We start from the raw sequence: 24,624 nt of genomic DNA on the forward strand, positions 1-24,624 counted from the left end.
AGGCATTGCTAGTCTTCAGGGCTTTTACATTATATTTTTTTATCGGCTATTTTTTGACTTAGAAACTGCCCAAGCAAAGCCCCAATCAAGGCACCTAGAAGGATGCTTGCGACAAAGAGAAAAATTTTGTCTAACTCGGGAGCGACCATGATACGGTCGATGTATTCTTGGGATTTTCCACGAGCGAGTAGAGTTGCTTCATAAGCTTTGGGACTGATCCACATGAGGAAGATAGGACCACTTGTGCTAAAAGCAAAGACGAGGAAGGAGAGGGTGTTTTTGATTCGATCTTTATAGTGGCCGAGGCGAGCGATAGCATCCGCTGCAAGACCACAGGCGAGTCCTGGTAGAAAGGCACCAGCGCCGTGTTTACTAGCTAGGAAAAAGAGAGCCATAAAGAATCCGAGAGTGGTAATGGCACCAAAACGAGGAACTTTTACCAGAAGAAACATGTAGACGCTCCCTCCAACAAGGGCAGAAAAGGCAGGCGCATAGAACATATTGCCCGTTGAGTCAACCAAGTGTCCAAGTAATACTCCGATTCCTAGACAGAGGAAGTAGAGAACGACGGCTAAGAGGGTAGTTAAGATATTTTTCTTCATGAGAATCTCCTTATATAAAACTGTCAAAATCAATTGTATCACGCTTTTAGAGGATTGTAAATGGGAGCTCTATGTTTTTGAAAACGTTTGAAATATGATATAATAGTTACATAGTTGTTTTAAGGAGGATGTTATGGGAAAGTTTCTAGAATTCGTCTTTAATCGTTTCTTTTTAGGAATGATTGCGACAGCTTTTTTCTGGTTATTGACACTAGCAGGGGGTGTGGTCTTTGGTTTGGCACCAGCTAGTGCAACTCTTATGAGTTTATATGCGGAGCACGGTTATACTTATCGAGCTTATAGTTTGAAAGAAGCTTGGGAATTGTATAAGAGTAACTTTGTCAAGAGCAACCTAGCTTTCTATAGTTTTGTACTTGTAGATCTAGTCTTAGTCTATGGTTTGTACCTTTTGGTTCAATTGTCCCATCAGACTATCTTCCATCTCTTGGCAACCTTTCTCAATATCCTTGTTGTTGCCTTTGTTTTTTTGGCTTATACCGTTTCATTGAAACTCCAAGTTCACTATGAGCTCTCTTATCGAAATACTGTAAAACTCGCTCTTATCGGAATTTTTATGAATTTGCCGGCAATTGCCAAGGTTTTATTTGGTACGGTCATGCTTGTAGGAATTGGTTACTATATGCCTGCCCTCCTCTTTTTTGTAGGAATTGGTGTGTGGCATTTCTTTATCAGTGATATGTTGGAACCCGTATATGAAAGTATCCATGAAAAATTGGCGACAAAATAAAATGAAGCCGTTCTGGCTCCACTCGCTCTTGCGCATCTATACCTTGGTGATGATTGTCATCATTGCAAGCTTTGCGGTCATGCTCTCCTATGCTGACTGGAGTTCCCGTGAAAAAGAAGCCCAGCGAGTAGCTCAACGTGTAACGACTCGAACAGTGAGTGAGATTGAATATTACCACAGAGAGTCGACTCAGCTAGCGCAGGAACTGGTTGAAAATCGAGCACGGATTGAAGGGATTTACAAGTATTTTAGTCTGAGTACATCGGATTATTTTTACTGGCTGTTGCAACGTAAAGCGTCTCCTTATGTCTCAGTATCCTTGTATGAAAACATTGATGATTTGTATGTAAGAAATGGCTTTGTGACAGGTGTTGCAATTGTTTTGCAAGACTACAAGGAAGTCTACGTTTCTACTAGAGAAAAACGTAGCGGAGAGAAAATTCTTGCTGAGGATTTCAAACCAGCAGCCAATAGTTTTGCCATACCAGTACTTGATCCTAACTCCGATCAGTCGCTAGGTGTTATCTACATTTCTTTATCGCAGGATGTACTTTACCAAGCAATTGATAATACTCGCGGTCTGATTCCTGTGGCCGTGACGATCACTTCACCTTTTGATACTGAATTGTTTCATATAGGGGAAAATGTAGTAGCTGAACGGGAAAATTGGATTGTTGGTTTGACATCACATGGCTATCAAGTCCAATCAGCAGTTCCTAAGGATTTTGTTCTTAAGGGCACTTTGACCAGTTCTGCTGTCATTGTTGGTTTGAGTGTTCTCTTTATTATTATTTTATATGTGACCTTGAGGCAGACCTTCTCCAATTACCAAAGGCAGGTCGTAGATTTAGTAGATTCTATCGAGGTGATTGCTCAAGGAGAAGAGGGACTTCGCATCGATACTTCTGAAAAAGATCAGGAGTTGCTCCTCATCGCAGAAACCACCAATGATATGTTGGATCGACTGGAAAAGAATATCCACGATATTTACCAGCTAGAGCTCAGTCAAAAAGATGCCAATATGCGAGCCCTGCAAGCTCAAATCAATCCTCACTTTATGTACAATACCTTAGAGTTTCTGCGCATGTATGCCGTCATGGAAAGCCAAGATGAACTGGCGGATATTATCTATGAATTTAGCAGTTTACTACGCAATAATATCTCCAACGAGCGGGAAACGACGCTGAAACAAGAATTAGAATTTTGTCGCAAATACAGCTATCTCTGTATGGTGCGTTATCCAAAGTCAGTTGCCTATGGTTTTAAGATTACGCCAGAATTAGAAAATATGAAGATTCCCAAGTTTACGCTTCAACCATTGGTCGAAAACTACTTTGCCCACGGTATTGACCATCGCCGAACAGACAATGTGATCAGTATCAAGGTTTTGAAGGGCCAAGGTTTTGTTGAAATCCTAGTGGTAGACAATGGTCGCGGGATGACTGCTGAGAAACTAGCTAGCTTGCAAGAAAAACTAACTCAGAGAAGTTTTGAGCACGAGGCAAGCTATAGCGGAGAGCGACAATCAATTGGAATAGTCAATGTACACGAACGTTTTGTCCTCTATTTTGGGGATCGCTACCAAATCAGTGTAGAGTCAGCTGAGCAAGAAGGTGTTCGTTACCGTATTACTATTCAAAATGAATAGAAAGGAAGGGAAATGTATAAAGTTTTATTAGTAGACGACGAGTATATGGTGACAGAGGGGCTCAAGCGATTAATCCCCTTTGAAAAATGGGATATGCAAGTCGTCGCAACAGCTAATCACGCAGATGATGCTTTAGATTATGTCAAGGAAAATCCAGTAGATGTGATCATTTCCGATGTCAATATGCCAGATAAGACAGGGCTTGAGATGATTAGGGAAATGAAAGAGCTACTTCCAGATACCTATTATATCTTGCTGTCTGGCTATCAGGAGTTTGACTACGTCAAAAAAGCCATGAACCTTAGTGTCGTGGATTATCTGGTCAAGCCAGTGGATAAGGTGGAGTTGAGTCATCTATTAGAAAAAATTGCGAGACAGCTTCAGGAAAAGGTGGAGCAAAGCCAAACTCTCAGCCAAGAATTGGATGAAGAGGGATTTACCAACTATTTAGCAGGTAAAGACAGCTGGTGGATAGGTCTTTCAAAGGAAAAACAAGGATCTTTCACTGTTCCTTACTATGTTTTAGGTCAAGACTGGCAGATTTTTATCTCTGATCAACCACTAGATGGAATCGTAGTAACGCCTTTTGAAGCACCCTACCAACAAGCCTTTGAAAAATGGAAGATCAACGCTGAAAAAGCCCTCTTTTACGGTTCAGTCAATCTAGAAAAATCCGAGAGTTTATTTGCTTATTATGAACCGATTTATCGCGTGATTATCCAAGGAAATATCAATCAAATCATCGAGGAATTAACCCTGCTCGAGAAGGTCGTTTTGGAGAATACTCCGCGCGTGGCCATCACCAAACAACTCTTTACTCAGTTTGTCATGGATGTCTTCCACTTGTTTGAGCACTTAAAAGCGGATGATATGACCGAGATTGTCAAAGACATCCATGCCATTAACTCCTTTGAAGAATTGGTTGCCTATATCAAAGAAACCTTGACCAAATTCTTTGGCCAGTACCGCATGAATGAAAATGTGGTGAGTGTTCTTGAAGTCATCGGGCGTGATTATCAGAAAGAGCTCTCGCTTAAGGATATCAGCAAGGATCTCTTTATCAATCCTGTCTACCTCGGTCAGTTAATCAAGCGAGAAACCAACTCAACCTTCGCAGAATTGCTCAACAAACAGCGGATTAAGGCAGCGCAACAGCTCTTGCTTTCAACCAATGATAGTATTGAAGATGTTTGCTATGCTGTTGGTTACAGCAATGTTGGATATTTCTACAAGGTTTTCCGTAAATTGTGCGGAAAATCACCAAAAGCTTACCGCAAACAAGTCGAAAGTTCCCTATAAAACTTGTATTTACGTGCAAAAAATGCTATAATGTCCAAAATACCTTAAGGAGGAAAAATTATGAAAAAGAAACCTATTTATCTTTGGGTTTTATTAGTCCTATCAGCATTGATTTCAGCTATGTCTTTGTTTGGAATACTAAGTCCAGTACCTAGTAAAGAAGCACTAGGTGCCAGTCAAGCACAAGTACAAGGCATTAGCGCTCAGCAGCTGGAGGATACGATTAATTATCTACATAAGACAGCTGAATTATCGCATTCGACTGTTAACATCGTTTTGATTATTTTATCTACGATTTTAGTAGTCGCAGGTATTGTGCTCTTGGTTCGTAATCATTTGCAATATGCAAATTATGCTTACATTGCTTATGTTTTGCTTGCCATTGTTGGTTCGATTTATACTTATATGGGTATGCAAGATGCTGTACAAGCTATCCGTGATGAAACTTTGCGACTAGGAACAGAAGTCCTTGGAAAGGGAACAACGATTTTATTTGTTGTTATCAATGTCCTCTTCCTTGCCATTGTCTTTTACAAGATGTGGCGTCAACAAAAAGATTTGGCTGAGGAAGTCGAAACAGAAGAAGCTGCCTAAGTATTGACAAAAGGGAACTATCAAGTTACAATCTTGTTAGTTCTTTTTATATCGTAAACATAAAAATCGAGGTCAAAATGAAAAAAATATCCTTAGTGTATATCAGTTTGAGTGGGAATACAGAGAGTTTTGTAACTCGACTCAAGGACTATCTCCTGTCTCAGTACGAAGGGATTGAGGTACAAAAGATCCATATCAAGGATCTAGTCAAGGAAGGTCAAGAATTCTTTGAAATGGATCATCCTTATGTCGCCTTTTTACCAACTTATCTAGAAGGTGGAAATGGTGTCGATAACGGCGATGTTGAGATTTTAACGACTCCAGTGGGTGATTTTATCGCCTATGGAGACAATGCCAGTAAGTGTTTTGGTGTAGTGGGCTCTGGTAATCGCAATTTTAATAACCAATACTGTCTGACTGCCAAGCAGTACAGCCAGCGCTTTGGTTTCCCTGTATTGGCTGACTTTGAAATGAGAGGAATGCTGGGAGATATTAAAAAGGTCGCAGCGATTATCGCGGACTTATATGGATTGGACTCAGAAAGTTAGAATCGTTCAAGTAGGCAGTTGGATTTTCTCAACTGCCTTTTGAATGCAGAAAAAAGCACCCAGACGAGGGTGCTGCTTTGTGAACTAACCTGCTTTTCCGATGGCAAGTGCATAGATAAAGAAGATGGCAAATCCAAAGAGGAAAATCAATCCTGCGATAGCGAGGAGTTTCAACCAAGAAGGAAGATTTTTATTTTCACCTGTGACCAACACATAGTTCAAAAGGGCAAAGAATGGTGTTGTAAGAAAAGATCCAATCATGGCAAAGCGGAGCATGGTTGAAACTTGACCGGCAAAGAACTTGATGATGACGATACCGATGATAGCTGTGATGGTCATCCAGATGTTCAAAGATTTACGATTATCCTCTTTTTGATTTGCCAAGAGTTGAAGGGATGCCTGATTGACACGTGAATAGCCATCGATGACAGTAATCACTGTTCCAAAGATACAGAGGAAAGCGATGAAGGTAATCAAATATCGAGACCATTCGCCAAGGACAGAAGCGTACATGCCCACAAATTGCGAGATGTATTTGGCAGAAGCAGCTTCAACTGCTTGACCTGTAGGATACTGAATGAGTGCTCCTAGTGCCACAAAGAATACAGCTAGGATAGCTGTTCCAATGTAGCCAACGTTAAAGTCGAAAAGAGCATCCTCTGTATTAAAGTCGACGGTCTTTTTCTTTTCGGCTGACCAAAGTGAGTTGATAGCTGAGATTTCAATAGGGGCAGGCATCCAGCCTAGAAGGGAAACGATAAAGGGGAGGGCCGCCATTTGCCAAGGTGTTTTCTCGATAAAATCAGAGCTGTATTCTGGGTGCTTAACGGCAGCAATGATGACGGCAAGAACAGTTGCAATAGTCAAGGCAGACATGATCCATTTGGCCATACCATCCAATAGTTTGTAGCCACCAAAGAGCAGCATGGCCCAAATGACAGCAACAAGGATAAGAGACCATTGAGTGATACTAAGACCAATCATTGGAAAGGCGCTAGCGATGATAGCTGAACAGAGGATGGCGACACCGGCAGTATTGACCAAGGCAGAAAAGACATTGAGGATAAAGAAAATCCAGAGATAGAGTTTTCCTTTTTCTGCATAGCCTTCAACCAAGGTCTTTCCAGTATCTGCTGTGTATTCAGCACCAAAACGGAAAAATGGATATTTAAAAACATTGGCTAAGATGACCAAGAGAAGCAGAGACCATCCATAAGAACCGCCAGCTTGAGTGGAGGATACGATGTGAGAACCTCCAACGGCAGCAGAAGCCATTAGGATCCCGGGTCCCATTGCTTTCAGCTTGCTTGTCCAGGTAGATTGGTGTGATGAAGTAACTTGTGACATAAAAACCTCCCGTTTTTGAATTTTCAGAATAATCTGAATAGATAAGTTCTATTCTACAAGAAACTTATGAAAAATGCAAGAGAATTTTTGAAAAATTTAGAAAATTTCAGAAAAATCATATGAAAGATATGATTATCACAAGGAAATGGGATTGATGAGAGTAAAAAATCCGAGAAAAAAGCTTCTCGGATTCCCTTATTTCAGTTGCTCAGTGATTTCCTTAGAAAGCAGGATTCCCAAACGGTAACCTTTATTGATGTAGTCAATCACATCATTGATATTTTCCGTTGTTTGGATCCTTTCGCGTATGTCTGTTTTGAAAGCTTCGTCTTTCAAAAGCTGTTCCTGAAGGAGTTGTTGAAGTTTTTCCTTTTCGTATTTATTGATAAGAAAAAGAACGACAAGACTGATAAGAACTAAGATATAAGCATACTGGCTCATAAAATCTCTCCTGATTTGATAAAAAATTGAAGGCATAAGAAAAGCGAAAGAAATTTTCGCTTTTCAACTAAGTGATTAGACTAGCGGAACAGGTATCCGACAGATAAAACAAGACGGTCTTGACCTTTAACTGAAAAGTCCGTATAGGATTTGGCGTTAGTCACTTAGATTGTTTTGCAATCAAGTAACTTTGGCGATTTACATCTTCTCTGGTGCTTCTACTCCAAGCAAACGAAGGGCTTCTTTGAGAACAACAGCTGTTGCATAGCTGAGGGCTAGACGGCTGTCACGCTCTGGACTTTCATCCAAGATACGAGTGTGGGCATAGTATTTATTGAAGGCTTGAGCCAAGCTGATTGCATACTTGGCAATGAGCGATGGATCATAGTTAACAGATGCGCGTTTGATGACACGGGCAAAGTCTTGGAGAAGTTTGATAATTTCCCAGCTTTCAGCATCATTTAGACTGTAACTTGCTTGAGCATTTGGTTGGAAGTCTGCTTTTCTAAGTAGAGACTGAATACGTGCGTAAGCGTATTGGATATATGGACCAGTCTCACCTTCAAAGGAAACCATTGCTTCCAAATCAAAGTCATAACCATTTCGACGGTCAGTCTTCAGATCGTAGAATTTGACAGCTCCAACCCCAACAGCTTGGGCGATTTGATCCTTGTTTTCGAGGTCAGGATTTTTCGCTTCGATTTGAGCTTTGGCACGGCTGATAGCTTCCTGAAGGGTAGGTTCGAGCAGGATGATATTTCCCTTACGAGTAGAGAGCTTTTGGCGATTTTTGGTTACAAGACCAAAGTCAACGTGAACCATATCATCACTCCAAGCAAATCCCATTTTCTTCAAGACAGCTTTCAACTGTTTAAAGTGGTTGGATTGTTCTTGACCAACTGCGTAGACATTTTTAACAAAATTGTAAGTACGAGCACGGTAGATAGCTGTCGCAATGTCACGTGTGATGTAGAGGGTTGCACCGTCAGATTTCTTAATCATAGCAGGTGGCAGGTCAACATCATCGAGGTTAACAATGCTAGCTCCGCGTGATTCTTCTAGCAAACCTTTTTCTTCAAGGATTTGTACGGCTTCATCCATCTTGTCATTGTAGAAGGCTTCACCGTTTAAGCTATCAAATTTAACACCGAGTAGTTTGTAGATGCGATTGAATTCGACCAAACTTTCATCACGGAACCATTGCCAAAGTTGAGTTGCTTCTGGATCGCCATCTTCCAATTTTTTAAACCAGAGACGTCCTTCATCATCAAGAGCTGGGTCATTTTCGATTTCAGCATTGATGCGAACGTACAATTTCAACAATTCGTCAATCGGATTAGCTTCGACGGCTTCCTTACTTCCCCATTTTTTATAAGCAACCATGAGAAGACCAAACTGTTTACCCCAGTCTCCTAGGTGGTTGATTTTAATAGTGTTGTAGCCCATTTTCTTAAAGATATTAGAAAGAGCATCTCCGATAACAGTTGAACGCAAGTGACCGACTGAGAAAGGTTTTGCGATGTTTGGACTTGATAGGTCAATCGTGATATTTTGCTCTTTGCCTTCCGTTTGTTGGGCGTAGTCAGATCCTTTTTCGATGATCTCTTTGATAACTGCTCCAGAAATAGCAGATTTATCAAGGAAGAAGTTGACGTAAGGACCAGTTGCAACAACTTTTTCAAAAGCTTGGCTGTTGATTTTTTCAGCGATTTCAGCAGCAATCATTTGAGGGGCTTTGCGTTCGACTTTTGCAAGTGAGAAAGCAGGAAAAGCGATATCTCCCATGTCAGAGTTTTTTGGTTGTTCTAGTAAATTGAAAATAGCCTCTTGATCCAGGCTATCAATGACGCTAGCCAATTCACTAGCAATCAGTTTTTTTGTACTCATAAGTAGGCTCCTTTTGGACTTTTATTCTATTTTATCATAAATTTAGTGAAAGAAGAAAGATTTTTTTGAATTATTCAGTTTTTTTGGTATAATTATATCTAAAAATAAACCCGAAATCGGTTATAAATATTCATGTAAGAGGTTGATATGAGAAAAAAAGAACGACACCAGTTGATTAAAAAGATGATCACTGAGGAAAAACTAGCTACACAAAAGGATATCCAAGATCGCCTAGAAGTTCGGAATGTCTTCGTGACGCAAACGACCTTGTCTCGTGACCTGCGCGAGATCGGCTTGATCAAGGTTAAGAAAAATGGTATGGTGTATTATGTGCTAGCGAATGAAACAGAAAAGATTGATTTGGTAGAGTTTTTGTCGCATCATCTAGAAGGGGTTGCGAGAGCAGAGTTTACTTTGGTACTTCATACCAAGCTGGGAGAAGCAGCTGTCTTAGCAAATATTGTTGATGAAAATAAGGACGAGGCGATTTTAGGAACAGTTGCGGGAGCCAATACCTTACTGGTTATTTGTCGAGACCAGCATGTTGCCAAGCTCATGGAAGAGCGTTTGCTAGATTTGATGAGAGAGATGAGAGATAGATAGGGTTTTGGGACTTGTTCTCAAACCTTATTTTTGGCAAGGAGAGACGTAAAATGACGACAGAAAAGCTATCACCTGGCATGCAACAGTATGTGGATATTAAAAAGCAATATCCAGATGCTTTTTTGCTCTTTCGAATGGGTGATTTTTATGAATTGTTTTATGAAGATGCGGTCAATGCGGCGCAGATTTTAGAGATTTCACTGACCAGTCGTAATAAAAATGCAGAAAATCCGATACCCATGGCGGGCGTCCCCTATCATTCTGCCCAGCAGTATATTGATGTTTTGATTGAGCAGGGCTATAAGGTGGCCATTGCCGAGCAGATGGAAGATCCCAAACAAGCAGTTGGGGTTGTTAAGCGAGAGGTGGTTCAGGTCATCACACCAGGGACAGTGGTCGATAGCAGTAAGCCAGACAGCCAAAACAACTTCTTGGTCGCCTTAGATCGTGATGGTAATCAGTTTGGGCTGGCTTACATGGATCTGGTGACAGGTGATTTTTATGTAACGGGACTATTGGACTTTACCCTTGTTTGTGGGGAAATCCGTAATCTCAAGGCTCGAGAAGTCGTGCTGGGTTATGACTTGTCTGAGGAGGAAGAACAAATTCTCAGTCGTCAGATGAATCTGGTACTTTCCTACGAGAAAGAAGGCTTTGAGGACATCCATTTATTGGATTCACGTTTAGCAGCTGTGGAGCAAGCGGCAGCTAGTAAGTTGCTCCAGTATGTTCACCGTACCCAGATGCGGGAATTGAACCATCTTAAACCGGTAATCCGTTATGAAATCAAAGATTTCTTGCAGATGGATTATGCGACCAAGGCCAGTCTAGATTTGGTTGAGAATGCCCGTTCAGGTAAGAAGCAGGGGAGTCTTTTCTGGCTTTTGGATGAAACCAAAACAGCTATGGGTATGCGACTCTTGCGTTCTTGGATTCATCGTCCCTTAATTGATAAGGAACGAATCGTCCAACGTCAAGAGGTGGTGCAGGTCTTTCTTGACCACTTCTTTGAGCGCAGTGATTTAACAGACAGTCTCAAGGGTGTTTATGATATCGAACGCTTGGCTAGTCGGGTTTCTTTTGGCAAGACCAATCCTAAGGAGCTCTTGCAGTTGGCGACTACCTTATCTAGTGTGCCACGGATTCGTGCGATTTTAGAAGGAATGGAGCAACCTGCTCTGGCCTATCTCATCACACAGTTAGATGCCATTCCTGAGTTGGAGAGTTTGATTAGTGCAGCCATTGCCCCTGAGGCCCCTCATGTGATTACAGAAGGTGGCATTATTCGGACTGGATTTGATGAGACTTTGGATAAATACCGCCTAGTACTCAGAGAAGGGACTAGTTGGATTGCTGAGATTGAGGCTAAAGAGAGGGAAAACTCTGGCATCAGCACGCTCAAGATTGACTACAATAAAAAGGATGGCTACTATTTCCATGTGACCAATTCGCAACTGGGAAATGTGCCAGCCCACTTTTTCCGCAAGGCGACGTTGAAAAACTCTGAACGCTTTGGGACTGAGGAGTTGGCTCGTATCGAGGGAGATATGCTGGAGGCGCGTGAGAAGTCAGCCAACCTAGAATATGAAATCTTTATGCGTATCCGTGAGGAAGTCAGCAAGTACATCCAGCGTTTGCAGGCTCTAGCCCAAGGTATTGCAACCGTTGATGTCTTGCAAAGTCTAGCAGTTGTGGCTGAAACCCAGCATCTGATCCGACCTGAGTTTGGAGAGGATTCACAAATTGATATCCAGAAAGGGCGCCATGCTGTCGTCGAAAAGGTCATGGGAGCTCAGACCTATATTCCAAACAGTATCCAGATGGCAGAAGATACGAGTATTCAGCTAATCACAGGGCCCAACATGAGTGGGAAGTCTACCTACATGCGCCAGCTAGCCATGACTGCGGTTATGGCCCAGCTAGGCTCGTATGTGCCGGCAGAAAGCGCCCATTTGCCGATTTTTGATGCTATCTTTACCCGTATCGGAGCAGCAGATGACTTGGTTTCAGGTCAATCAACCTTCATGGTAGAGATGATGGAGGCCAACAATGCCATTTCGCATGCGACCAAGGACTCACTCATTCTCTTTGATGAATTGGGACGCGGGACTGCAACTTATGATGGGATGGCTCTTGCCCAGTCCATCATCGAATACATTCATGAACATATCGGAGCCAAAACCCTTTTTGCGACCCACTATCATGAGTTGACTAGTCTGGAGTCCAGTTTGGAACACTTGGCCAACGTCCACGTGGCAACCTTGGAGCAGGATGGGCAGGTCACCTTCCTTCACAAGATCGAACCAGGACCAGCTGACAAATCCTATGGTATCCACGTTGCTAAGATTGCTGGTTTACCAGCAGAACTTTTAGCAAGGGCGGATAAGATTTTGACCCAACTGGAGAATCAAGGGACGGAAAGTCCTGCTCCGATGAGAGAAACAAGTGCTGTCACAGAGCAGATGTCACTCTTTGATACGTCTGAAGAGCATCCTATCCTAGCAGAATTAGCTAAATTGGATGTATACAATATGACACCTATGCAGGCTATGAACGTCTTGGTCGAGCTTAAACAAAAGTTATAAAAAGAATCCCACTCTCGCCTTTGTGAGTGGGATTTCTCTATTACTTTTTATGAGCCAAGAGTTGATTGATGTGGTCCACTTTTTTAGCCTCTCTTTTATAGAGAATAGCCCAGATGATGAGGTAGACAATCGCAAACTCTGGAATGAGCTGGAGATAGAAGGTCCAGTGGAAGGGGAACCAACCAGCCAGAGTTGCCAGTGGGACAAAGCCAGCCAGCATGAGGAAGAAATGGGAAAGTGTGGCACGAAGCATGCTCCAGTCACGGCTGAATAATTGCTTGCCAAAGTTGAAGAGAATACCGATAGCTGCCCAGATAAGTGTGCAGTAGAGCAAGACGAGGGCACCGTGAACCTGATGTTGAAGCATCACTTGGCCGATTAGAGAATCGGAACTCAGTGGCGCATAGGTATTTGGGGCGTACATGAGTGAAAAGATGATAGAGAGGATGAGGCCGATGAGGACGCCAGCAGCTGCGTCGTGAAATACTTGTTTTTTCATAGTTCTAATTTCTCCTTGATGGTTTTTAGGTAACGGCGTGAAGAGTAGGTGAAGCTTTCGTTTTTTAAGAAAATTTCAACCAGACCGTTGGGCGTGAGCCTGAGATGAGAGATGGAGTCGATATTGACGATTTCAGATTGGGAAATTTGGATAAAAGTGGTCGGCAGAATTTCAAGAACCTGATAGAGTCGTAAATCAATGCTGTAGGTCTGAGATGCAGTTTCTGCTAGAACCTTTCGGTTTTCTATATAGAAGCGCTGAATCTTGCCAATTTCAACTAGATAGACCTGATCATCAATCTTTCCTTTGATTGTTTCTTTTTGGTCAAGATTTTCAGCGAACTCGATGATTTTCTGGACTTTCTCGGTTGATTTAGGTGCTTGGACAATCAACTTTTCTTCCTTGTACGTCTCCTTAATCTGTAGTTCTACTTTCATAAATTTCCCTCCTTTTCAGTTATACAAAGTTAATCTCACTTCTTGTACACCTTTATTAAACACTATTTTACTCCCTATGGCAAGGGACTTTGTCTATGTGGAGGGATTTGGAGTCTATGTGGTATTTGCTTTTTCTGGTAGCATCTGAAATATGGTATAATAGCACTAATCAATTTCTAGGAAAATAGATACAGAAAGGGGCTGAAAGATGTCTCATATTATTGAATTGCCAGAGGTGCTGGCAAACCAGATCGCAGCTGGGGAGGTTATCGAACGTCCTGCCAGTGTGGTCAAAGAGTTGGTAGAAAACGCCATTGACGCGGGTTCTAGCCAGATTATCATCGAGATTGAGGAAGCTGGTCTTAAGAAAATTCAAATCACCGATAATGGTCATGGAATTGCCCACGATGAGGTGGAATTGGCCCTGCGTCGTCATGCGACCAGTAAGATAAAAAACCAAGCAGATCTCTTTCGGATTCGGACGCTTGGTTTTCGTGGTGAAGCCCTGCCTTCTATTGCTTCTGTCAGTGTTCTGACTCTGTTGACGGCGGTGGATGGTGCGAGTCATGGGACCAAGCTCGTTGCGCGTGGGGGAGAAGTTGAGGAAATCATCCCAGCGACTAGTCCTGTAGGAACCAAGGTTTGTGTGGAGGACCTCTTTTTCAACACGCCTGCCCGTCTCAAGTATATGAAGAGCCAGCAAGCGGAATTGTCTCATATCATTGATATTGTCAATCGTCTGGGATTGGCTCATCCTGAGATTTCTTTTAGTTTAATCAGTGATGGCAAGGAAATGACGCGGACAGCAGGGACTGGTCAACTGCGTCAAGCCATCGCAGGGATTTACGGTTTGGCGAGTGCGAAAAAGATGATTGCTATTGAAAACTCTGACTTAGATTTCGAAATTACAGGTTTTGTGTCTCTGCCTGAGTTAACCCGAGCCAACCGCAACTATATCAGTCTCTTCATCAATGGTCGTTATATCAAGAACTTCTTGCTCAATCGTGCTATTCTTGATGGTTACGGTAGCAAGCTCATGGTAGGTCGTTTTCCACTGGCAGTCATTCACATCCATATCGATCCTTATCTGGCTGATGTCAATGTACATCCAACCAAACAAGAAGTGCGGATTTCCAAGGAAAAAGAACTGATGGCGCTAGTCTCAGAAGCTATTTCAAATAGTCTCAAGGAGCAAGCCTTAATCCCTGATGCTTTAGAAAATCTTGCCAAGTCGACCGTGCGCAATCGTCAAAAGGTAGAGCAGACCATTCTCCCACTCAAAGAAAATACGCTCTACTATGAAAAAACAGAACTCTCAAAACCCAGTCAAGCTGAGGTGGCTGATCATCAGGTTGAATTAACTGAGGAAGGGAAAGATTTAACCTTGTTTGCCAAGGAAACCTTGGACCAGCTGACTAGACCAGCAAAACTGCATTTTGCAGAGAGAAAGCCTGTTAACTACGACCAACTAGACCATCCTGAGTTAGACCTAGCTAGCCTTGATAAGGCTTATGACAAGCTGGAGCGAGAAGAATCATCCAGCTTCCCAGAGTTGGAGTTTTTCGGACAAATGCACGGGACTTATCTCTTTGCCCAAGGGCGAGATGGGCTCTATATCATAGACCAGCATGCGGCTCAGGAAAGGGTTAAGTACGAGGAATACCGAGAAAGCATCGGCAATGTTGACCAGAGTCAGCAACAACTCCTAGTGCCCTATATCTTTGAATTTCCTGCGGATGATGCCCTTCGTCTAAAGGAAAGGATGTCTCTCTTAGAGGAAGTGGGCGTCTTTTTAGCAGAGTACGGAGAAAATCAATTCATCCTGCGTGAGCATCCTATCTGGATGGCAGAGGAAGAAATCGAGTCTGGTATTTATGAAATGTGTGATATGCTACTCTTGACCAAGGAAGTTTCGATCAAGAAATACCGAGCAGAGCTAGCTATTATGATGTCCTGCAAGCGGTCTATCAAGGCCAACCATCGTATCGATGACCACTCAGCCAGACAGCTTCTTTATCAGCTCTCTCAATGTGACAATCCCTATAACTGTCCCCACGGACGTCCCGTTTTGGTGCATTTTACCAAGTCGGATATGGAAAAAATGTTCCGACGCATTCAGGAAAATCATACCAGTCTCCGTGAGTTAGGGAAATATTAAGAACACAAAAAGCCTTTGTTTTTCCAAACAAGGCTTTTTAGCTTTTCTAAGGTGGAAAATTTGATTGAGCGTGGCTTACTTGACATGAGGTTTACACTTGCTTGACAGGACCAGTCCTATAAAAGTACTGAGAAATATGATTTAATTGATTCAAGATTTCGCAGAATCGTCTTGGTTTGAAGGGTTCTCAAGACCAATCACTTTATCAAGATAACGTTGTTTGGTTTTGAGAGCCTTGCTGATAGCAATCGCTGAAGCAATCAAGAGAACGAAGGTCAGCCAAATCCAGGCGGTGAACTCGGCTGGAAAACTAGAACCGGCTAAAAAGAGATAGGTAGCCAGAGCCAAGACGAAAATATAAGTCACTTGCCAGAGACCAAAGGATTTAACTTCTTTATAGTATTTTTCCTTGTCTTCTTCCCAGATCACTGCTGTGGAAGCTTTTTCAGAGTTTTCATCCAGTAGTAGATAGTCAGTTGTTACTTGGAAAATCTTGCTTAATTCAATGATTTTTTCGATTTCAGGAAGGACTTGTCCAGACTCCCACTTGGAGATACTTTGCCGAGAAACATTGATTTGTTCTGCTAGCTTTTCCTGGGACCAACCTTTTTCCTTTCTAAGCTCAAATAGTTTTTCTGCGAGTTTCATGATTCTATCCTCCTTTTTCTACCTCTATCCTAACAATTTTTACTTATAATGAGAATACAATCTCCTGTACTATTTGTCAACCAGAGGTTGCACCTTTTGTTGCAGTCTGTCTTGGGGAAATATGGTATACTAGATAGGCAAAATAATGGAGAAAAACTATGTACGAATATTTAAAAGGAATCATTACCAAAATCACTGCCAAATACATCGTCCTTGAGGCGAATGGTATCGGTTATATCTTGCATGTAGCCAATCCCTATGCTTACTCAGGTCAGGTTAATCAAGAGACCCAGATTTATGTGCACCAAGTTGTCCGTGAGGACGCGCATCTGCTTTACGGTTTTCGCTCAGAAGATGAGAAGAAGCTCTTTCTCAGTTTGATCTCGGTTTCAGGGATTGGTCCTGTGTCAGCTTTGGCAATTATCGCTGCCGATGACAATGCTGGCTTGGTTCAGGCGATCGAGACTAAGAACATTACCTACTTGACTAAGTTCCCTAAAATTGGCAAGAAGACAGCCCAGCAGATGGTGCTAGACTTGGAAGGCAAGGTAGTCGTGGCTAATGATGACCTTCCTGCCAAGGTGGCAGTGCAAACCAGCGCTGAAAACCAAGAACTGGAAGAAGCCATGGAAGCCATGTTGGCACTGGGCTACAAGGCGACTGAGCTCAAGAAAATCAAGAAATTCTTTGAAGGAACGACAGATACAGCTGAGAACTATATCAAGTCGGCCCTTAAGATGTTGGTCAAATAGGAGAATAGTATGCCAAAACGTTGTTCGTGGGTCAAGATGACCAATCCGCTCTACATCGCCTACCACGACCAGGAGTGGGGCAAGCCCCTTCATGACGACCGCGCTCTTTTTGAACTGCTCTGTATGGAGACTTATCAGGCTGGTCTGTCTTGGGAAACGGTACTAAACAAACGCCAAGCTTTCCGAGAAGCATTTCATGGCTATCAAATTCAGGCGGTCGCGGAAATGACAGATGTGGAGTTGGAAGCCTTGTTAGAGAATCAAGCCATCATCCGAAATAGAGCCAAGATTTTTGCGACGCGTGCCAACGCTCAAGCATTTTTACAAGTCCAGAAAACCTACGGTTCTTTTGATGCTTATCTCTGGTCCTTTGTTGAGGGAAAAACGATCGTGAATGATGTTCCTGACTATCACCTAGCACCTGCTAAAACAGCCTTATCTGAAAAATTAGCCAAAGATCTAAAAAAACGAGGATTCAAGTTCACAGGTCCAGTCGCCGTTTTAGCTTTTCTACAAGCAGCAGGTCTGATTGACGACCACGAGAATGATTGTGAGTGGAAAAACGGAAATTAGTGAGTGCAGGCATCTAATTATCTGAGAATGTAGAAAAAAGCTGAGAAACTCCCCTCAGCTTTTTGATTATATGCTAGTAACTTTTATAGTGCAGTAAGAAATGTCAGTCCACCTAAGACAACGCCAGCTGAGTTTGGAATAATTAGTATCCAATCCTTCTTAGGTTCCTTTGTCCATCCGTAAATAACCCAAATTAAACAAGATACTGCTGCGGATAAAGGCTGGAATGGTTGAGCTTTGTTGCCTTGTAAATTGGCAAAAATTTGTGGGATATAGGCGATAAATACAATAATCCCGATAAAGGCCCCGATTGAACCGACAATTTGATTTATTTTTTGTTTAGTCATATTTACCTCCTTCAAAAAGATATCATAGAAATTAGCGAAAATCAATACAAAAGCACAAAAATGGAGAAATTGTTTATTTTTTGTTATAGTCAAAGCGAATGACTTGCTCCTGTGCATCTACATAGGCGTGGACGCCAAAGGGAACAATGGCTCTTGGAGTTGCGTGGCCGACATTTAGATTACAAACAATCGGGATATTGCTGTCAATGGTGTCCGATAGTGCCAACTTATAGTCGTCATAGAAGGTTTCATCCATAGGTTTCCCGACCAAGAGTCCACTGATGACCTCAAATACCCCAGTTTTTTTCAAAGCCTGCACCATCTTTTTGAAGTCCTCAGGCTCAGGCTTTTCTTCGCTTGTTTCTAGCAAGAGAATCTTTCCTTCCCAGTCGGATAAGTCAGGGAAGAGTTTGTACTCTTGGCAGAGAACTGTGCTGTCTGCGTATCGAGAATTGTCAAAGATATCATAGAGGGATTCGATGCAACCACCGAGGATTGTCCCCTCAAACTGGGCATTTCCTTGCAACAAGTCAAAACCAGTATTTGCATGACTGATACGAGCTGTTCCCAGGGCCTTGGGACTAAAATCAGTCCGTTCCTCATACCAAACGTCGCTAGGGCGGATTTCTGAGATTTTTCCAGTCTCAATCAATTCTTTAAAGTAGTGGAGACTATAGGGCAACATCTCTTTGTCCAATTCACAAATATCTGCTAAAAAAGATTGCCCATAAAAGGTCTTGACTCCCAGTTTGTGCAACATAAGGTGGTTCATAGTGGTATCCGAGAACCCAAGAAAAATCTTTGGCTTGATAACCTTTTGGAGTTGGTCACTTTCAAAAAGATAAGGTAGTAAGCGATAGGTATCATCCCCACCGATGGCGCATAGGATCATGTCTATGCTATCATCAGAAAAGGCCTGCATCAAATCCTCTGCACGCGCTTCAGGATGGTCCTTGATAAAGTCTAAACCTTTTAGCGAATGAGGCATAAAGATAGGATTGAGTCCCAAATCCTTGAGGCGTTGGACACCCAAGTCCACTTCGTGTTTGACAAAGTCCTCTCCGATAATGCCACTAGACAAGCTCACGATACCAATAATAGAAACCATATCTCACCCTCCTAGAAATTGATTGAGCTTATTTTATCACAAAAGGTGAGAGAAAACTATAGGGATTAGAGTCAGAAGTTTTATTGGATATCAAGAAAGCAAGTGAAAAGCAACCGCCTGAGCAGTTGCTTATTTATTATCTTAGTAACGTGATGGGCCCGCACTTGCACTTCGGATATTGAAACGTTTCTTGAGATAGAAGCGAAGGGCGAGAAGGGCAGCCCCTAGGATAGCCAAAGGCAATGGAGCAAGGACTGGATTGAGGTTGGCTGGTAGGAAGCTTGTTGCAAAGAAGACAACCAACCAAAGGACCATAGAGGCCAAAATTACGAGGATTGATTTCCAGAATGGAGGACGTTGGCTACGGTCTGTGTCTGGTCCATAGTACTGGTAGACAAAGTAGTACATCAAGTAGAAGGCCACTCCTCCTACAAGTCCAACCAACAAGAGGGTAATCAACCCATAGCCAATAGCCTGATCTCTAGAGAAGAACGTAGTTAGAGCGCTAACCAATGCAAAGAGACTGGTGATAAAAAGGGCTGAGTCCATAATCATGAGTTTTGGATCGTCATTTTCTTTTGGATGCTCTTTTTCATATTGCTCCTTGACAGTGAAGCTGTGAGCCCAGTGAGTTGGAGCACCGTATAGGGAACGAGCTGTCGTTCCTTTGGCTTGTTCTTCAAGGATTTTAGGAATAACTTCCTCAAAGACAGCCTTGATTTCAGTATCTGTTTTGCCATCTTTGATAAATTGTTGGGTAGCGATGTGGATAAACTCTTGGTTTTTCTTGGTTAGTTTTTGTAAATCAATCTGAGACATAGGGATTCCTCTTAGAACCATTTTTTATGGATGAGATAGAGAGTGAGCGAAACACTCATAGCAAAGGCGATAAAGACGATTAACCAGAAGGCGTGTGGCTCACCGTTCAGAGGGATTTCATTATCCTTAAAGTTCATCCCATAGGCAGAGAAGATCATGGTCGGGACAGACATGACAATGGTCACAAGTGCCAAGGTTTTCATGATATTGTTCTGGTTGTTGGAAATGATAGAGGCAAAGGTCTCTGTCATAGAGTGAAGGACGTTTCCATAGATATCTGCCATCTCGATGGCCTGTTGGGTTTCGATCAGGGTATCTTCGAGTAGGTCTTGGTCCTCTAAGTATTTCTTGATATTGCTAGTTGCGCTGGTCAATTTCTTAATCACGCGCTCATTTGTCTTAAGTGAGGCCTTGAAATAGACGATGGTCTTTTCCAATTCCATGAGTTCGATCAGTTCTTCGTTTCGAGTAGATTTGTGAAGTTGACTTTCGATTTGTTCGCTCTTACGGTCGATCGAACGAAGGGCTGTTAGGTAAAGCTCAGCGTTGCGGTAGAGAATCTGGAAGATAAAGCGCGAACGCATGAAGGTGTAAAAGTTACGCAGTCTACGGTTGATAAAGACATCGAGAACAGGGAGGGGTTCCAAGCAGGTGGTGATAATAGTTTCCTCGGTGATAATAATCCCCAGCGGAATCGTTACGTAGTAGGTGCGATTGTTTCTTTCCTCTGTAATGGGAACGTCCACGATGATCAAAGTATACTCATCTTCGATGGTAATACGGGACATTTCTTCCGCATCGAGTGGTGCTCGAAGGTCGGCAATGTCGATATCGAAGGCGTTGGCAATTTCCAGTGATTCATTTTGTGTAGGATTGACGAGGTTGATCCAAGTACCCGGTTCAAGCGTGTCGATCTCTTTAAATTCAGTTGTTGTTGAGAGAAAAACTTGTTTCATATCCCCTATCCTTTCCTACTATTCAGTGATTCATTTTTTGCACCGTACTATTATACTATAAAAACAGCTTTTTGGGTAATAGAATTTCACATTTTTTGGTATAATGGAAAGCAATAATGGACTAGAAAGAACAAAGATGCAAGATAAAATTGTGATTCATGGGGCACGTGCCCATAACTTAAAAAATATTGATGTGGAGATTCCACGAGACAAGCTGGTCGTCGTGACTGGTTTGTCAGGTTCTGGGAAATCCAGTCTGGCCTTTGATACCCTCTATGCGGAGGGACAACGTCGCTATGTAGAGAGTCTATCAGCCTATGCTCGTCAGTTTTTGGGCAATATGGAAAAACCAGATGTGGATGCCATTGACGGTCTTAGCCCAGCTATTTCCATCGACCAGAAAACCACTAGTAAAAACCCACGCTCGACCGTTGGAACAACGACTGAAATTAATGATTATCTGCGTCTCCTTTACGCACGTGTGGGGACGCCTTACTGTATCAACGGGCACGGGGCTATCAAGGCCTCTTCTGTAGAGCAAATCGTGGATAAGGTCTTGGAATTGCCAGAACGCCAACGTCTGCAAATCTTAGCTCCTGTCATTCGTAAGAAAAAAGGGCAACATAAGAGTGTCATTGAAAAGGTTCAGAAAGACGGCTATGTACGCGTCCGAGTGGATGGGGAAGTCTATGATGTGACCGAAGTGCCTGAGCTGTCTAAGAGTAAGCAACACAATATCGATGTCGTGGTTGACCGTATTGTCATCAAGGAGGGCATTCGTAGCCGCCTCTTTGACTCAATCGAGGCTGCCCTTCGTATCGCAGAAGGCTATGTGATTATCGATACAATGGACGATTCTGAGTTGCTGTTCTCTGAGCATTACGCCTGTCCAGTTTGTGGCTTTACTGTGCCAGAGTTAGAGCCTCGTCTCTTCTCCTTCAATGCACCGTTTGGCTCATGTAGTGAGTGTGATGGTTTGGGAATCAAGCTGGAGGTGGATGTTGACTTGGTGGTTCCTGATACCAGCAAAACGCTACGTGAGGGGGCTTTGGCACCTTGGAATCCTATCTCATCTAACTACTATCCAAACATGCTAGAGCAGGCCATGACAGCCTTTGGGGTGGATATGGATAAGCCATTTGAAGACTTGTCAGAAGAAGATAAAAACTTGATTCTCTACGGCTCTGATGGCAAGGAATTCCATTTTCACTATGAGAATGAATTTGGTGGTGTGCGCGATATTGACATTCCTTTTGAAGGAGTGATTGGTAATATCAAGCGTCGTTACCATGAAACCAATAGTGATTACACGCGCACCCAGATGCGTCTCTACATGAATGAGCTAACCTGCGGTACTTGCCATGGCTACCGTCTCAATGACCAGGCCTTGTCTGTTCGTGTGGGTGGCGAGCAAGGGCCACATATTGGAGAAATCTCAGACCTGTCTATCGCAGACCATTTGGAGTTGGTGAGGCAGCTGACCTTGTCTGAAAATGAAGCCATCATCGCTCGTCCCATTCTCAAGGAAATCAAGGATCGCTTGACCTTCCTCAATAACGTGGGGCTTAACTATCTGACCCTGTCGCGTTCGGCAGGAACCCTTTCAGGTGGGGAGAGTCAGCGTATTCGCTTGGCGACCCAGATTGGGTCCAATCTATCAGGTGTCCTTTATATCCTGGATGAGCCGTCCATCGGTCTTCACCAGAGGGATAATGACCGCCTGATTGCTAGTCTGAAAAAGATGCGTGACTTAGGCAATACTCTCATCGTGGTGGAACACGACGAAGATACCATGCGTGAGGCGGATTATCTGATTGACGTTGGTCCGGGTGCCGGTGTTTTTGGTGGGGAGATTGTTGCTGCAGGAACGCCCAAACAGGTGGCTCGCAACAGCAAGTCTATCACAGGTCAGTATTTGTCAGGAAAAAGAGCGATTCCAGTGCCAGCAGACCGCCGTGCTGGAAATGGTCGCTTTATCGAAGTGACAGGAGCGCGTGAGAACAACTTGCAAAATGTCACGGCTCGCTTTCCATTAGGGAAATTCATCGCAGTAACGGGGGTATCGGGTTCAGGGAAGTCGACCTTAATCAACAGCATCCTCAAAAAAGCCATTGCTCAAAAACTCAACCGTAACTCAGACAAACCTGGTAAGTTTAAAACGATTACGGGGATTGAGCATGTAGACCGCTTGATTGACATTGACCAGAGCCCAATCGGACGGACGCCGAGGTCCAATCCAGCTACCTATACAGGAGTTTTTGACGATATACGTGATCTCTTTGCCCAGACAAATGAAGCTAAGATTCGAGGCTATAAAAAGGGCCGTTTCAGTTTCAACGTTAAGGGTGGTCGCTGTGAAGCCTGCTCAGGTGACGGGATTATCAAGATTGAGATGCACTTCTTGCCAGATGTATACGTGGCTTGTGAAGTCTGCCACGGAACCCGCTACAACAGTGAAACCCTAGAAGTTCACTATAAGGAAAAGAATATCTCGCAAGTCTTGGATATGACCGTTAACGATGCAGTTGAATTTTTCCAACACATTCCTAAGATTCAACGCAAACTCCAGACTATCAAGGATGTGGGGTTGGGCTATGTAACGCTAGGACAACCAGCTACAACCCTTTCAGGGGGAGAAGCCCAGCGTATGAAGTTAGCTAGTGAACTCCACAAACGCTCAACAGGTAAGTCCTTCTACATTCTGGATGAGCCGACGACAGGACTTCATACGGAGGACATCGCTCGTCTGCTCAAGGTTTTAGCTCGCTTTGTCGACGATGGCAATACAGTACTCGTCATCGAGCACAATCTAGATGTTATCAAGACTGCAGACCATATCATCGACTTGGGACCTGAGGGCGGTGTTGGTGGTGGAACCATCATCGCAACAGGAACTCCAGAAGAAGTAGCGGCAAATGACGCCAGCTACACAGGACACTATTTGAAAGGAAAGTTACATCATGAATAAACGTGTACAAGCATTTCTAGCTAAAATGCAAGAAAAAGAACTGGATGGTATCATCATCAACAACCTTAAAAACGTCTATTATTTGACTGGTTTTTGGGGGTCAAACGGAACAGTCTTTATCAGCCGTGACCGTCAGGTCTTGGTGACAGACTCTCGCTATATCATTGCAGCTAAGCAAGAAGTGACAGGTTTTGAGATTGTGGCTGACCGTGATGAATTGGCTGTCATTGCAGGCATTGTTAAGGATATGTGCTTGTCTCGCGTCGGTTTTGAGGACGAGATTTCGGTCTCTTATTACCACCGTATGCAGGCAGCTTTTACAGGGATTGACTTGCTTCCGCAGACTCAGTTTGTTGAAGCGCTTCGTATGATTAAGGATGAGAAAGAGATTGCGACTATTCGCAAGGCTTGTTCAATCTCAGACCAAGCTTTCCGTGATGCACTTGACTTTATCAAACCAGGAAAGACAGAGATTGAGATTGCCAACTTCCTTGATTTCCGCATGCGTGAGCTAGGAGCGGCCGGCTTGTCTTTTGATACCATTTTAGCAAGTGGTATCAACTCTTCCAAACCCCACGCTCATCCTATGCATAAGCCAGTAGAGCTTGGCGAAGCCATTACCATGGACTTCGGTTGTCTCTACGACCACTATGTGAGTGATATGACACGGACCATTTATCTAGGTCATGTCAGTGACGAGCAAGCAGAAATCTACAACACAGTTTTGAAAGCCAATCAAGCCTTGATTGACCATGCCAAGGCAGGTCTAGGTTTCCGCGACTTTGACAAAATTCCTCGTGATATTATCATCGAGGCAGGCTATGGCGACTACTTTACTCACGGTATTGGACACGGTATCGGACTGGATATCCACGAAGAACCTTACTTTAGCCAAACTTCCAAAGAAGTCATTAAATCTGGTATGGTCTTGACTGATGAACCGGGTATCTATATTGAAGGTAAATACGGGGTTCGTATCGAGGATGATATCTTGATTACGGAGATAGGTTACGAATTATTGACCCTTGCTCCAAAAGAATTGATTGTTATCTAAAAA

The 24,624-nt window shown here is 43.1% G+C and carries 23 protein-coding genes; 12 read left to right on the plus strand and 11 right to left on the minus strand.

From position 1 onward, the window contains the following. Positions 1-29: 29 nt before the first annotated feature. A complete protein-coding gene (locus M1F97_RS04985; protein ID WP_247944399.1) occupies positions 30-602 on the minus strand; it encodes an MptD family putative ECF transporter S component in 573 nt (190 codons plus the stop codon). Between the two features lie 133 nt (positions 603-735). On the opposite strand from M1F97_RS04985, the gene M1F97_RS04990 reads away from it, so the two are divergent. The 5 genes from M1F97_RS04990 (at position 736) to nrdI (ending at position 5,439) form a co-directional block, all read left to right on the plus strand. Then, the gene (locus tag M1F97_RS04990; protein ID WP_247944400.1) at positions 736-1,350 is read left to right on the plus strand and encodes a YesL family protein; all 615 of its coding nucleotides are present in this window, start codon (positions 736-738) and stop codon (positions 1,348-1,350) included. Next, a complete protein-coding gene (locus M1F97_RS04995; protein WP_247944401.1) occupies positions 1,328-2,998 on the plus strand; it encodes a sensor histidine kinase in 1,671 nt (556 codons plus the stop codon). Before M1F97_RS04990 ends, M1F97_RS04995 begins: the two co-directional genes overlap by 23 nt. 12 nt (positions 2,999-3,010) lie before the next feature. Continuing rightward, positions 3,011-4,297, plus strand: a complete 1,287-nt coding sequence (locus M1F97_RS05000) for a response regulator transcription factor (protein WP_247944402.1) — start codon at positions 3,011-3,013, stop codon at positions 4,295-4,297. Between the two features lie 60 nt (positions 4,298-4,357). Continuing rightward, positions 4,358-4,891, plus strand: coding sequence for an ABC transporter permease (locus tag M1F97_RS05005; protein ID WP_247944403.1), 534 nt, complete (start codon positions 4,358-4,360; stop codon positions 4,889-4,891). A gap of 77 nt (positions 4,892-4,968) precedes the next feature. Further along, positions 4,969-5,439 (plus strand): class Ib ribonucleoside-diphosphate reductase assembly flavoprotein NrdI, encoded by a 471-nt coding sequence (nrdI, locus tag M1F97_RS05010; RefSeq protein ID WP_000724238.1) that lies wholly within the window; start codon positions 4,969-4,971, stop codon positions 5,437-5,439. Positions 5,440-5,523: 84 nt separating this feature from the next. On the opposite strand, the gene M1F97_RS05015 is transcribed toward nrdI, so the two are convergent. From M1F97_RS05015 to argS, 3 genes are all read right to left on the minus strand, one after another. After that, entirely contained in the window at positions 5,524-6,786 is a 1,263-nt protein-coding gene (locus tag M1F97_RS05015) for an NRAMP family divalent metal transporter (RefSeq protein ID WP_247944404.1), read from the minus strand. Positions 6,787-6,981: 195 nt separating this feature from the next. Next, positions 6,982-7,227 carry a MarR family transcriptional regulator gene (locus M1F97_RS05020; protein ID WP_247944405.1) on the minus strand — a complete coding sequence of 82 codons (246 nt, stop codon included), beginning with the start codon at positions 7,225-7,227 and terminating at the stop codon, positions 6,982-6,984. Between the two features lie 198 nt (positions 7,228-7,425). Then, positions 7,426-9,114, minus strand: a complete 1,689-nt coding sequence (argS, locus tag M1F97_RS05025) for an arginine--tRNA ligase (RefSeq protein ID WP_247944406.1) — start codon at positions 9,112-9,114, stop codon at positions 7,426-7,428. Positions 9,115-9,261: 147 nt separating this feature from the next. Here argS and argR point away from each other — a divergent pair, with 147 nt between their 5' ends. Next, positions 9,262-9,717: an arginine repressor gene (gene argR, locus M1F97_RS05030; protein WP_125848003.1), complete on the plus strand. Its 456-nt coding sequence runs from the start codon at positions 9,262-9,264 to the stop codon at positions 9,715-9,717. 50 nt (positions 9,718-9,767) lie between these two features. Next, positions 9,768-12,302 carry a DNA mismatch repair protein MutS gene (gene mutS, locus M1F97_RS05035; protein WP_247944407.1) on the plus strand — a complete coding sequence of 845 codons (2,535 nt, stop codon included), beginning with the start codon at positions 9,768-9,770 and terminating at the stop codon, positions 12,300-12,302. Positions 12,303-12,342: 40 nt separating this feature from the next. Here the strand turns inward: mutS and M1F97_RS05040 are convergent, their stop codons facing one another. Then, complete coding sequence (locus M1F97_RS05040) at positions 12,343-12,801, minus strand: DUF3021 domain-containing protein (protein WP_247944408.1); 459 nt, start codon at positions 12,799-12,801, stop codon at positions 12,343-12,345. Then, a complete protein-coding gene (locus tag M1F97_RS05045) occupies positions 12,798-13,238 on the minus strand; it encodes a LytTR family DNA-binding domain-containing protein (protein ID WP_247944409.1) in 441 nt (146 codons plus the stop codon). Before M1F97_RS05045 ends, M1F97_RS05040 begins: the two co-directional genes overlap by 4 nt. Positions 13,239-13,446: 208 nt before the next feature. Here M1F97_RS05045 and mutL point away from each other — a divergent pair, with 208 nt between their 5' ends. Continuing rightward, on the plus strand, positions 13,447-15,396 hold the full coding sequence (mutL, locus tag M1F97_RS05050; protein WP_247944410.1) for a DNA mismatch repair endonuclease MutL: 1,950 nt from the start codon (positions 13,447-13,449) through the stop codon (positions 15,394-15,396). 150 nt (positions 15,397-15,546) lie between these two features. Here mutL and M1F97_RS05055 read toward each other — a convergent pair whose 3' ends face one another. Further along, positions 15,547-16,044, minus strand: coding sequence for a helix-turn-helix domain-containing protein (locus M1F97_RS05055; RefSeq protein WP_247944411.1), 498 nt, complete (start codon positions 16,042-16,044; stop codon positions 15,547-15,549). A gap of 158 nt (positions 16,045-16,202) precedes the next feature. On the opposite strand from M1F97_RS05055, the gene ruvA reads away from it, so the two are divergent. Beyond that, positions 16,203-16,796 (plus strand): Holliday junction branch migration protein RuvA, encoded by a 594-nt coding sequence (gene ruvA / locus M1F97_RS05060; RefSeq protein ID WP_247944412.1) that lies wholly within the window; start codon positions 16,203-16,205, stop codon positions 16,794-16,796. 9 nt (positions 16,797-16,805) lie between these two features. Further along, complete coding sequence (locus tag M1F97_RS05065; RefSeq protein WP_247944413.1) at positions 16,806-17,369, plus strand: DNA-3-methyladenine glycosylase I; 564 nt, start codon at positions 16,806-16,808, stop codon at positions 17,367-17,369. A gap of 83 nt (positions 17,370-17,452) precedes the next feature. Here the strand turns inward: M1F97_RS05065 and M1F97_RS05070 are convergent, their stop codons facing one another. The 4 genes from M1F97_RS05070 to M1F97_RS05085 form a co-directional block, all read right to left on the minus strand. Next, positions 17,453-17,716: a SemiSWEET family transporter gene (locus M1F97_RS05070; protein ID WP_000166112.1), complete on the minus strand. Its 264-nt coding sequence runs from the start codon at positions 17,714-17,716 to the stop codon at positions 17,453-17,455. Between the two features lie 73 nt (positions 17,717-17,789). Then, positions 17,790-18,824, minus strand: a complete 1,035-nt coding sequence (locus M1F97_RS05075; RefSeq protein WP_247944414.1) for a S66 family peptidase — start codon at positions 18,822-18,824, stop codon at positions 17,790-17,792. A 141-nt stretch (positions 18,825-18,965) separates the two neighbouring features. Continuing rightward, the gene (locus tag M1F97_RS05080) at positions 18,966-19,643 is read right to left on the minus strand and encodes a DUF1129 domain-containing protein (protein ID WP_247944415.1); all 678 of its coding nucleotides are present in this window, start codon (positions 19,641-19,643) and stop codon (positions 18,966-18,968) included. A gap of 11 nt (positions 19,644-19,654) precedes the next feature. Continuing rightward, positions 19,655-20,599, minus strand: a complete 945-nt coding sequence (locus M1F97_RS05085) for a magnesium transporter CorA family protein (protein ID WP_247944416.1) — start codon at positions 20,597-20,599, stop codon at positions 19,655-19,657. 136 nt (positions 20,600-20,735) lie between these two features. On the opposite strand from M1F97_RS05085, the gene uvrA reads away from it, so the two are divergent. Together uvrA and M1F97_RS05095 are read left to right on the plus strand one after the other, a co-directional pair. Continuing rightward, positions 20,736-23,567: an excinuclease ABC subunit UvrA gene (uvrA, locus tag M1F97_RS05090; RefSeq protein ID WP_247944417.1), complete on the plus strand. Its 2,832-nt coding sequence runs from the start codon at positions 20,736-20,738 to the stop codon at positions 23,565-23,567. Beyond that, positions 23,560-24,621: a M24 family metallopeptidase gene (locus M1F97_RS05095; RefSeq protein ID WP_247944418.1), complete on the plus strand. Its 1,062-nt coding sequence runs from the start codon at positions 23,560-23,562 to the stop codon at positions 24,619-24,621. Before uvrA ends, M1F97_RS05095 begins: the two co-directional genes overlap by 8 nt. The last annotated feature ends 3 nt before the right edge of the window (positions 24,622-24,624 follow it).

The sequence above is a fragment of the Streptococcus oralis genome, assembly GCF_023110435.1.
GTDB classification, from domain to species: domain Bacteria; phylum Bacillota; class Bacilli; order Lactobacillales; family Streptococcaceae; genus Streptococcus; species Streptococcus oralis_CF.

Coding starts and splice junctions, on each gene's coding strand:
- M1F97_RS05020 (WP_247944405.1), bottom strand. CDS start 7,227: ATGAGCCAGTATGCTTATATCTTAGTTCTTATCAGTCTTGTCGTTCTT.
- M1F97_RS04985 (WP_247944399.1), bottom strand. CDS start 602: ATGAAGAAAAATATCTTAACTACCCTCTTAGCCGTCGTTCTCTACTTC.
- mutL (WP_247944410.1), top strand. CDS start 13,447: ATGTCTCATATTATTGAATTGCCAGAGGTGCTGGCAAACCAGATCGCA.
- M1F97_RS04995 (WP_247944401.1), top strand. CDS start 1,328: ATGAAAAATTGGCGACAAAATAAAATGAAGCCGTTCTGGCTCCACTCG.
- M1F97_RS05070 (WP_000166112.1), bottom strand. CDS start 17,716: ATGACTAAACAAAAAATAAATCAAATTGTCGGTTCAATCGGGGCCTTT.
- M1F97_RS05045 (WP_247944409.1), bottom strand. CDS start 13,238: ATGAAAGTAGAACTACAGATTAAGGAGACGTACAAGGAAGAAAAGTTG.
- nrdI (WP_000724238.1), top strand. CDS start 4,969: ATGAAAAAAATATCCTTAGTGTATATCAGTTTGAGTGGGAATACAGAG.
- M1F97_RS04990 (WP_247944400.1), top strand. CDS start 736: ATGGGAAAGTTTCTAGAATTCGTCTTTAATCGTTTCTTTTTAGGAATG.
- argR (WP_125848003.1), top strand. CDS start 9,262: ATGAGAAAAAAAGAACGACACCAGTTGATTAAAAAGATGATCACTGAG.
- M1F97_RS05015 (WP_247944404.1), bottom strand. CDS start 6,786: ATGTCACAAGTTACTTCATCACACCAATCTACCTGGACAAGCAAGCTG.
- M1F97_RS05055 (WP_247944411.1), bottom strand. CDS start 16,044: ATGAAACTCGCAGAAAAACTATTTGAGCTTAGAAAGGAAAAAGGTTGG.
- ruvA (WP_247944412.1), top strand. CDS start 16,203: ATGTACGAATATTTAAAAGGAATCATTACCAAAATCACTGCCAAATAC.
- M1F97_RS05080 (WP_247944415.1), bottom strand. CDS start 19,643: ATGTCTCAGATTGATTTACAAAAACTAACCAAGAAAAACCAAGAGTTT.
- M1F97_RS05000 (WP_247944402.1), top strand. CDS start 3,011: ATGTATAAAGTTTTATTAGTAGACGACGAGTATATGGTGACAGAGGGG.
- M1F97_RS05040 (WP_247944408.1), bottom strand. CDS start 12,801: ATGAAAAAACAAGTATTTCACGACGCAGCTGCTGGCGTCCTCATCGGC.
- M1F97_RS05095 (WP_247944418.1), top strand. CDS start 23,560: ATGAATAAACGTGTACAAGCATTTCTAGCTAAAATGCAAGAAAAAGAA.
- uvrA (WP_247944417.1), top strand. CDS start 20,736: ATGCAAGATAAAATTGTGATTCATGGGGCACGTGCCCATAACTTAAAA.
- M1F97_RS05085 (WP_247944416.1), bottom strand. CDS start 20,599: ATGAAACAAGTTTTTCTCTCAACAACAACTGAATTTAAAGAGATCGAC.
- mutS (WP_247944407.1), top strand. CDS start 9,768: ATGACGACAGAAAAGCTATCACCTGGCATGCAACAGTATGTGGATATT.
- M1F97_RS05005 (WP_247944403.1), top strand. CDS start 4,358: ATGAAAAAGAAACCTATTTATCTTTGGGTTTTATTAGTCCTATCAGCA.
- M1F97_RS05065 (WP_247944413.1), top strand. CDS start 16,806: ATGCCAAAACGTTGTTCGTGGGTCAAGATGACCAATCCGCTCTACATC.
- argS (WP_247944406.1), bottom strand. CDS start 9,114: ATGAGTACAAAAAAACTGATTGCTAGTGAATTGGCTAGCGTCATTGAT.
- M1F97_RS05075 (WP_247944414.1), bottom strand. CDS start 18,824: ATGGTTTCTATTATTGGTATCGTGAGCTTGTCTAGTGGCATTATCGGA.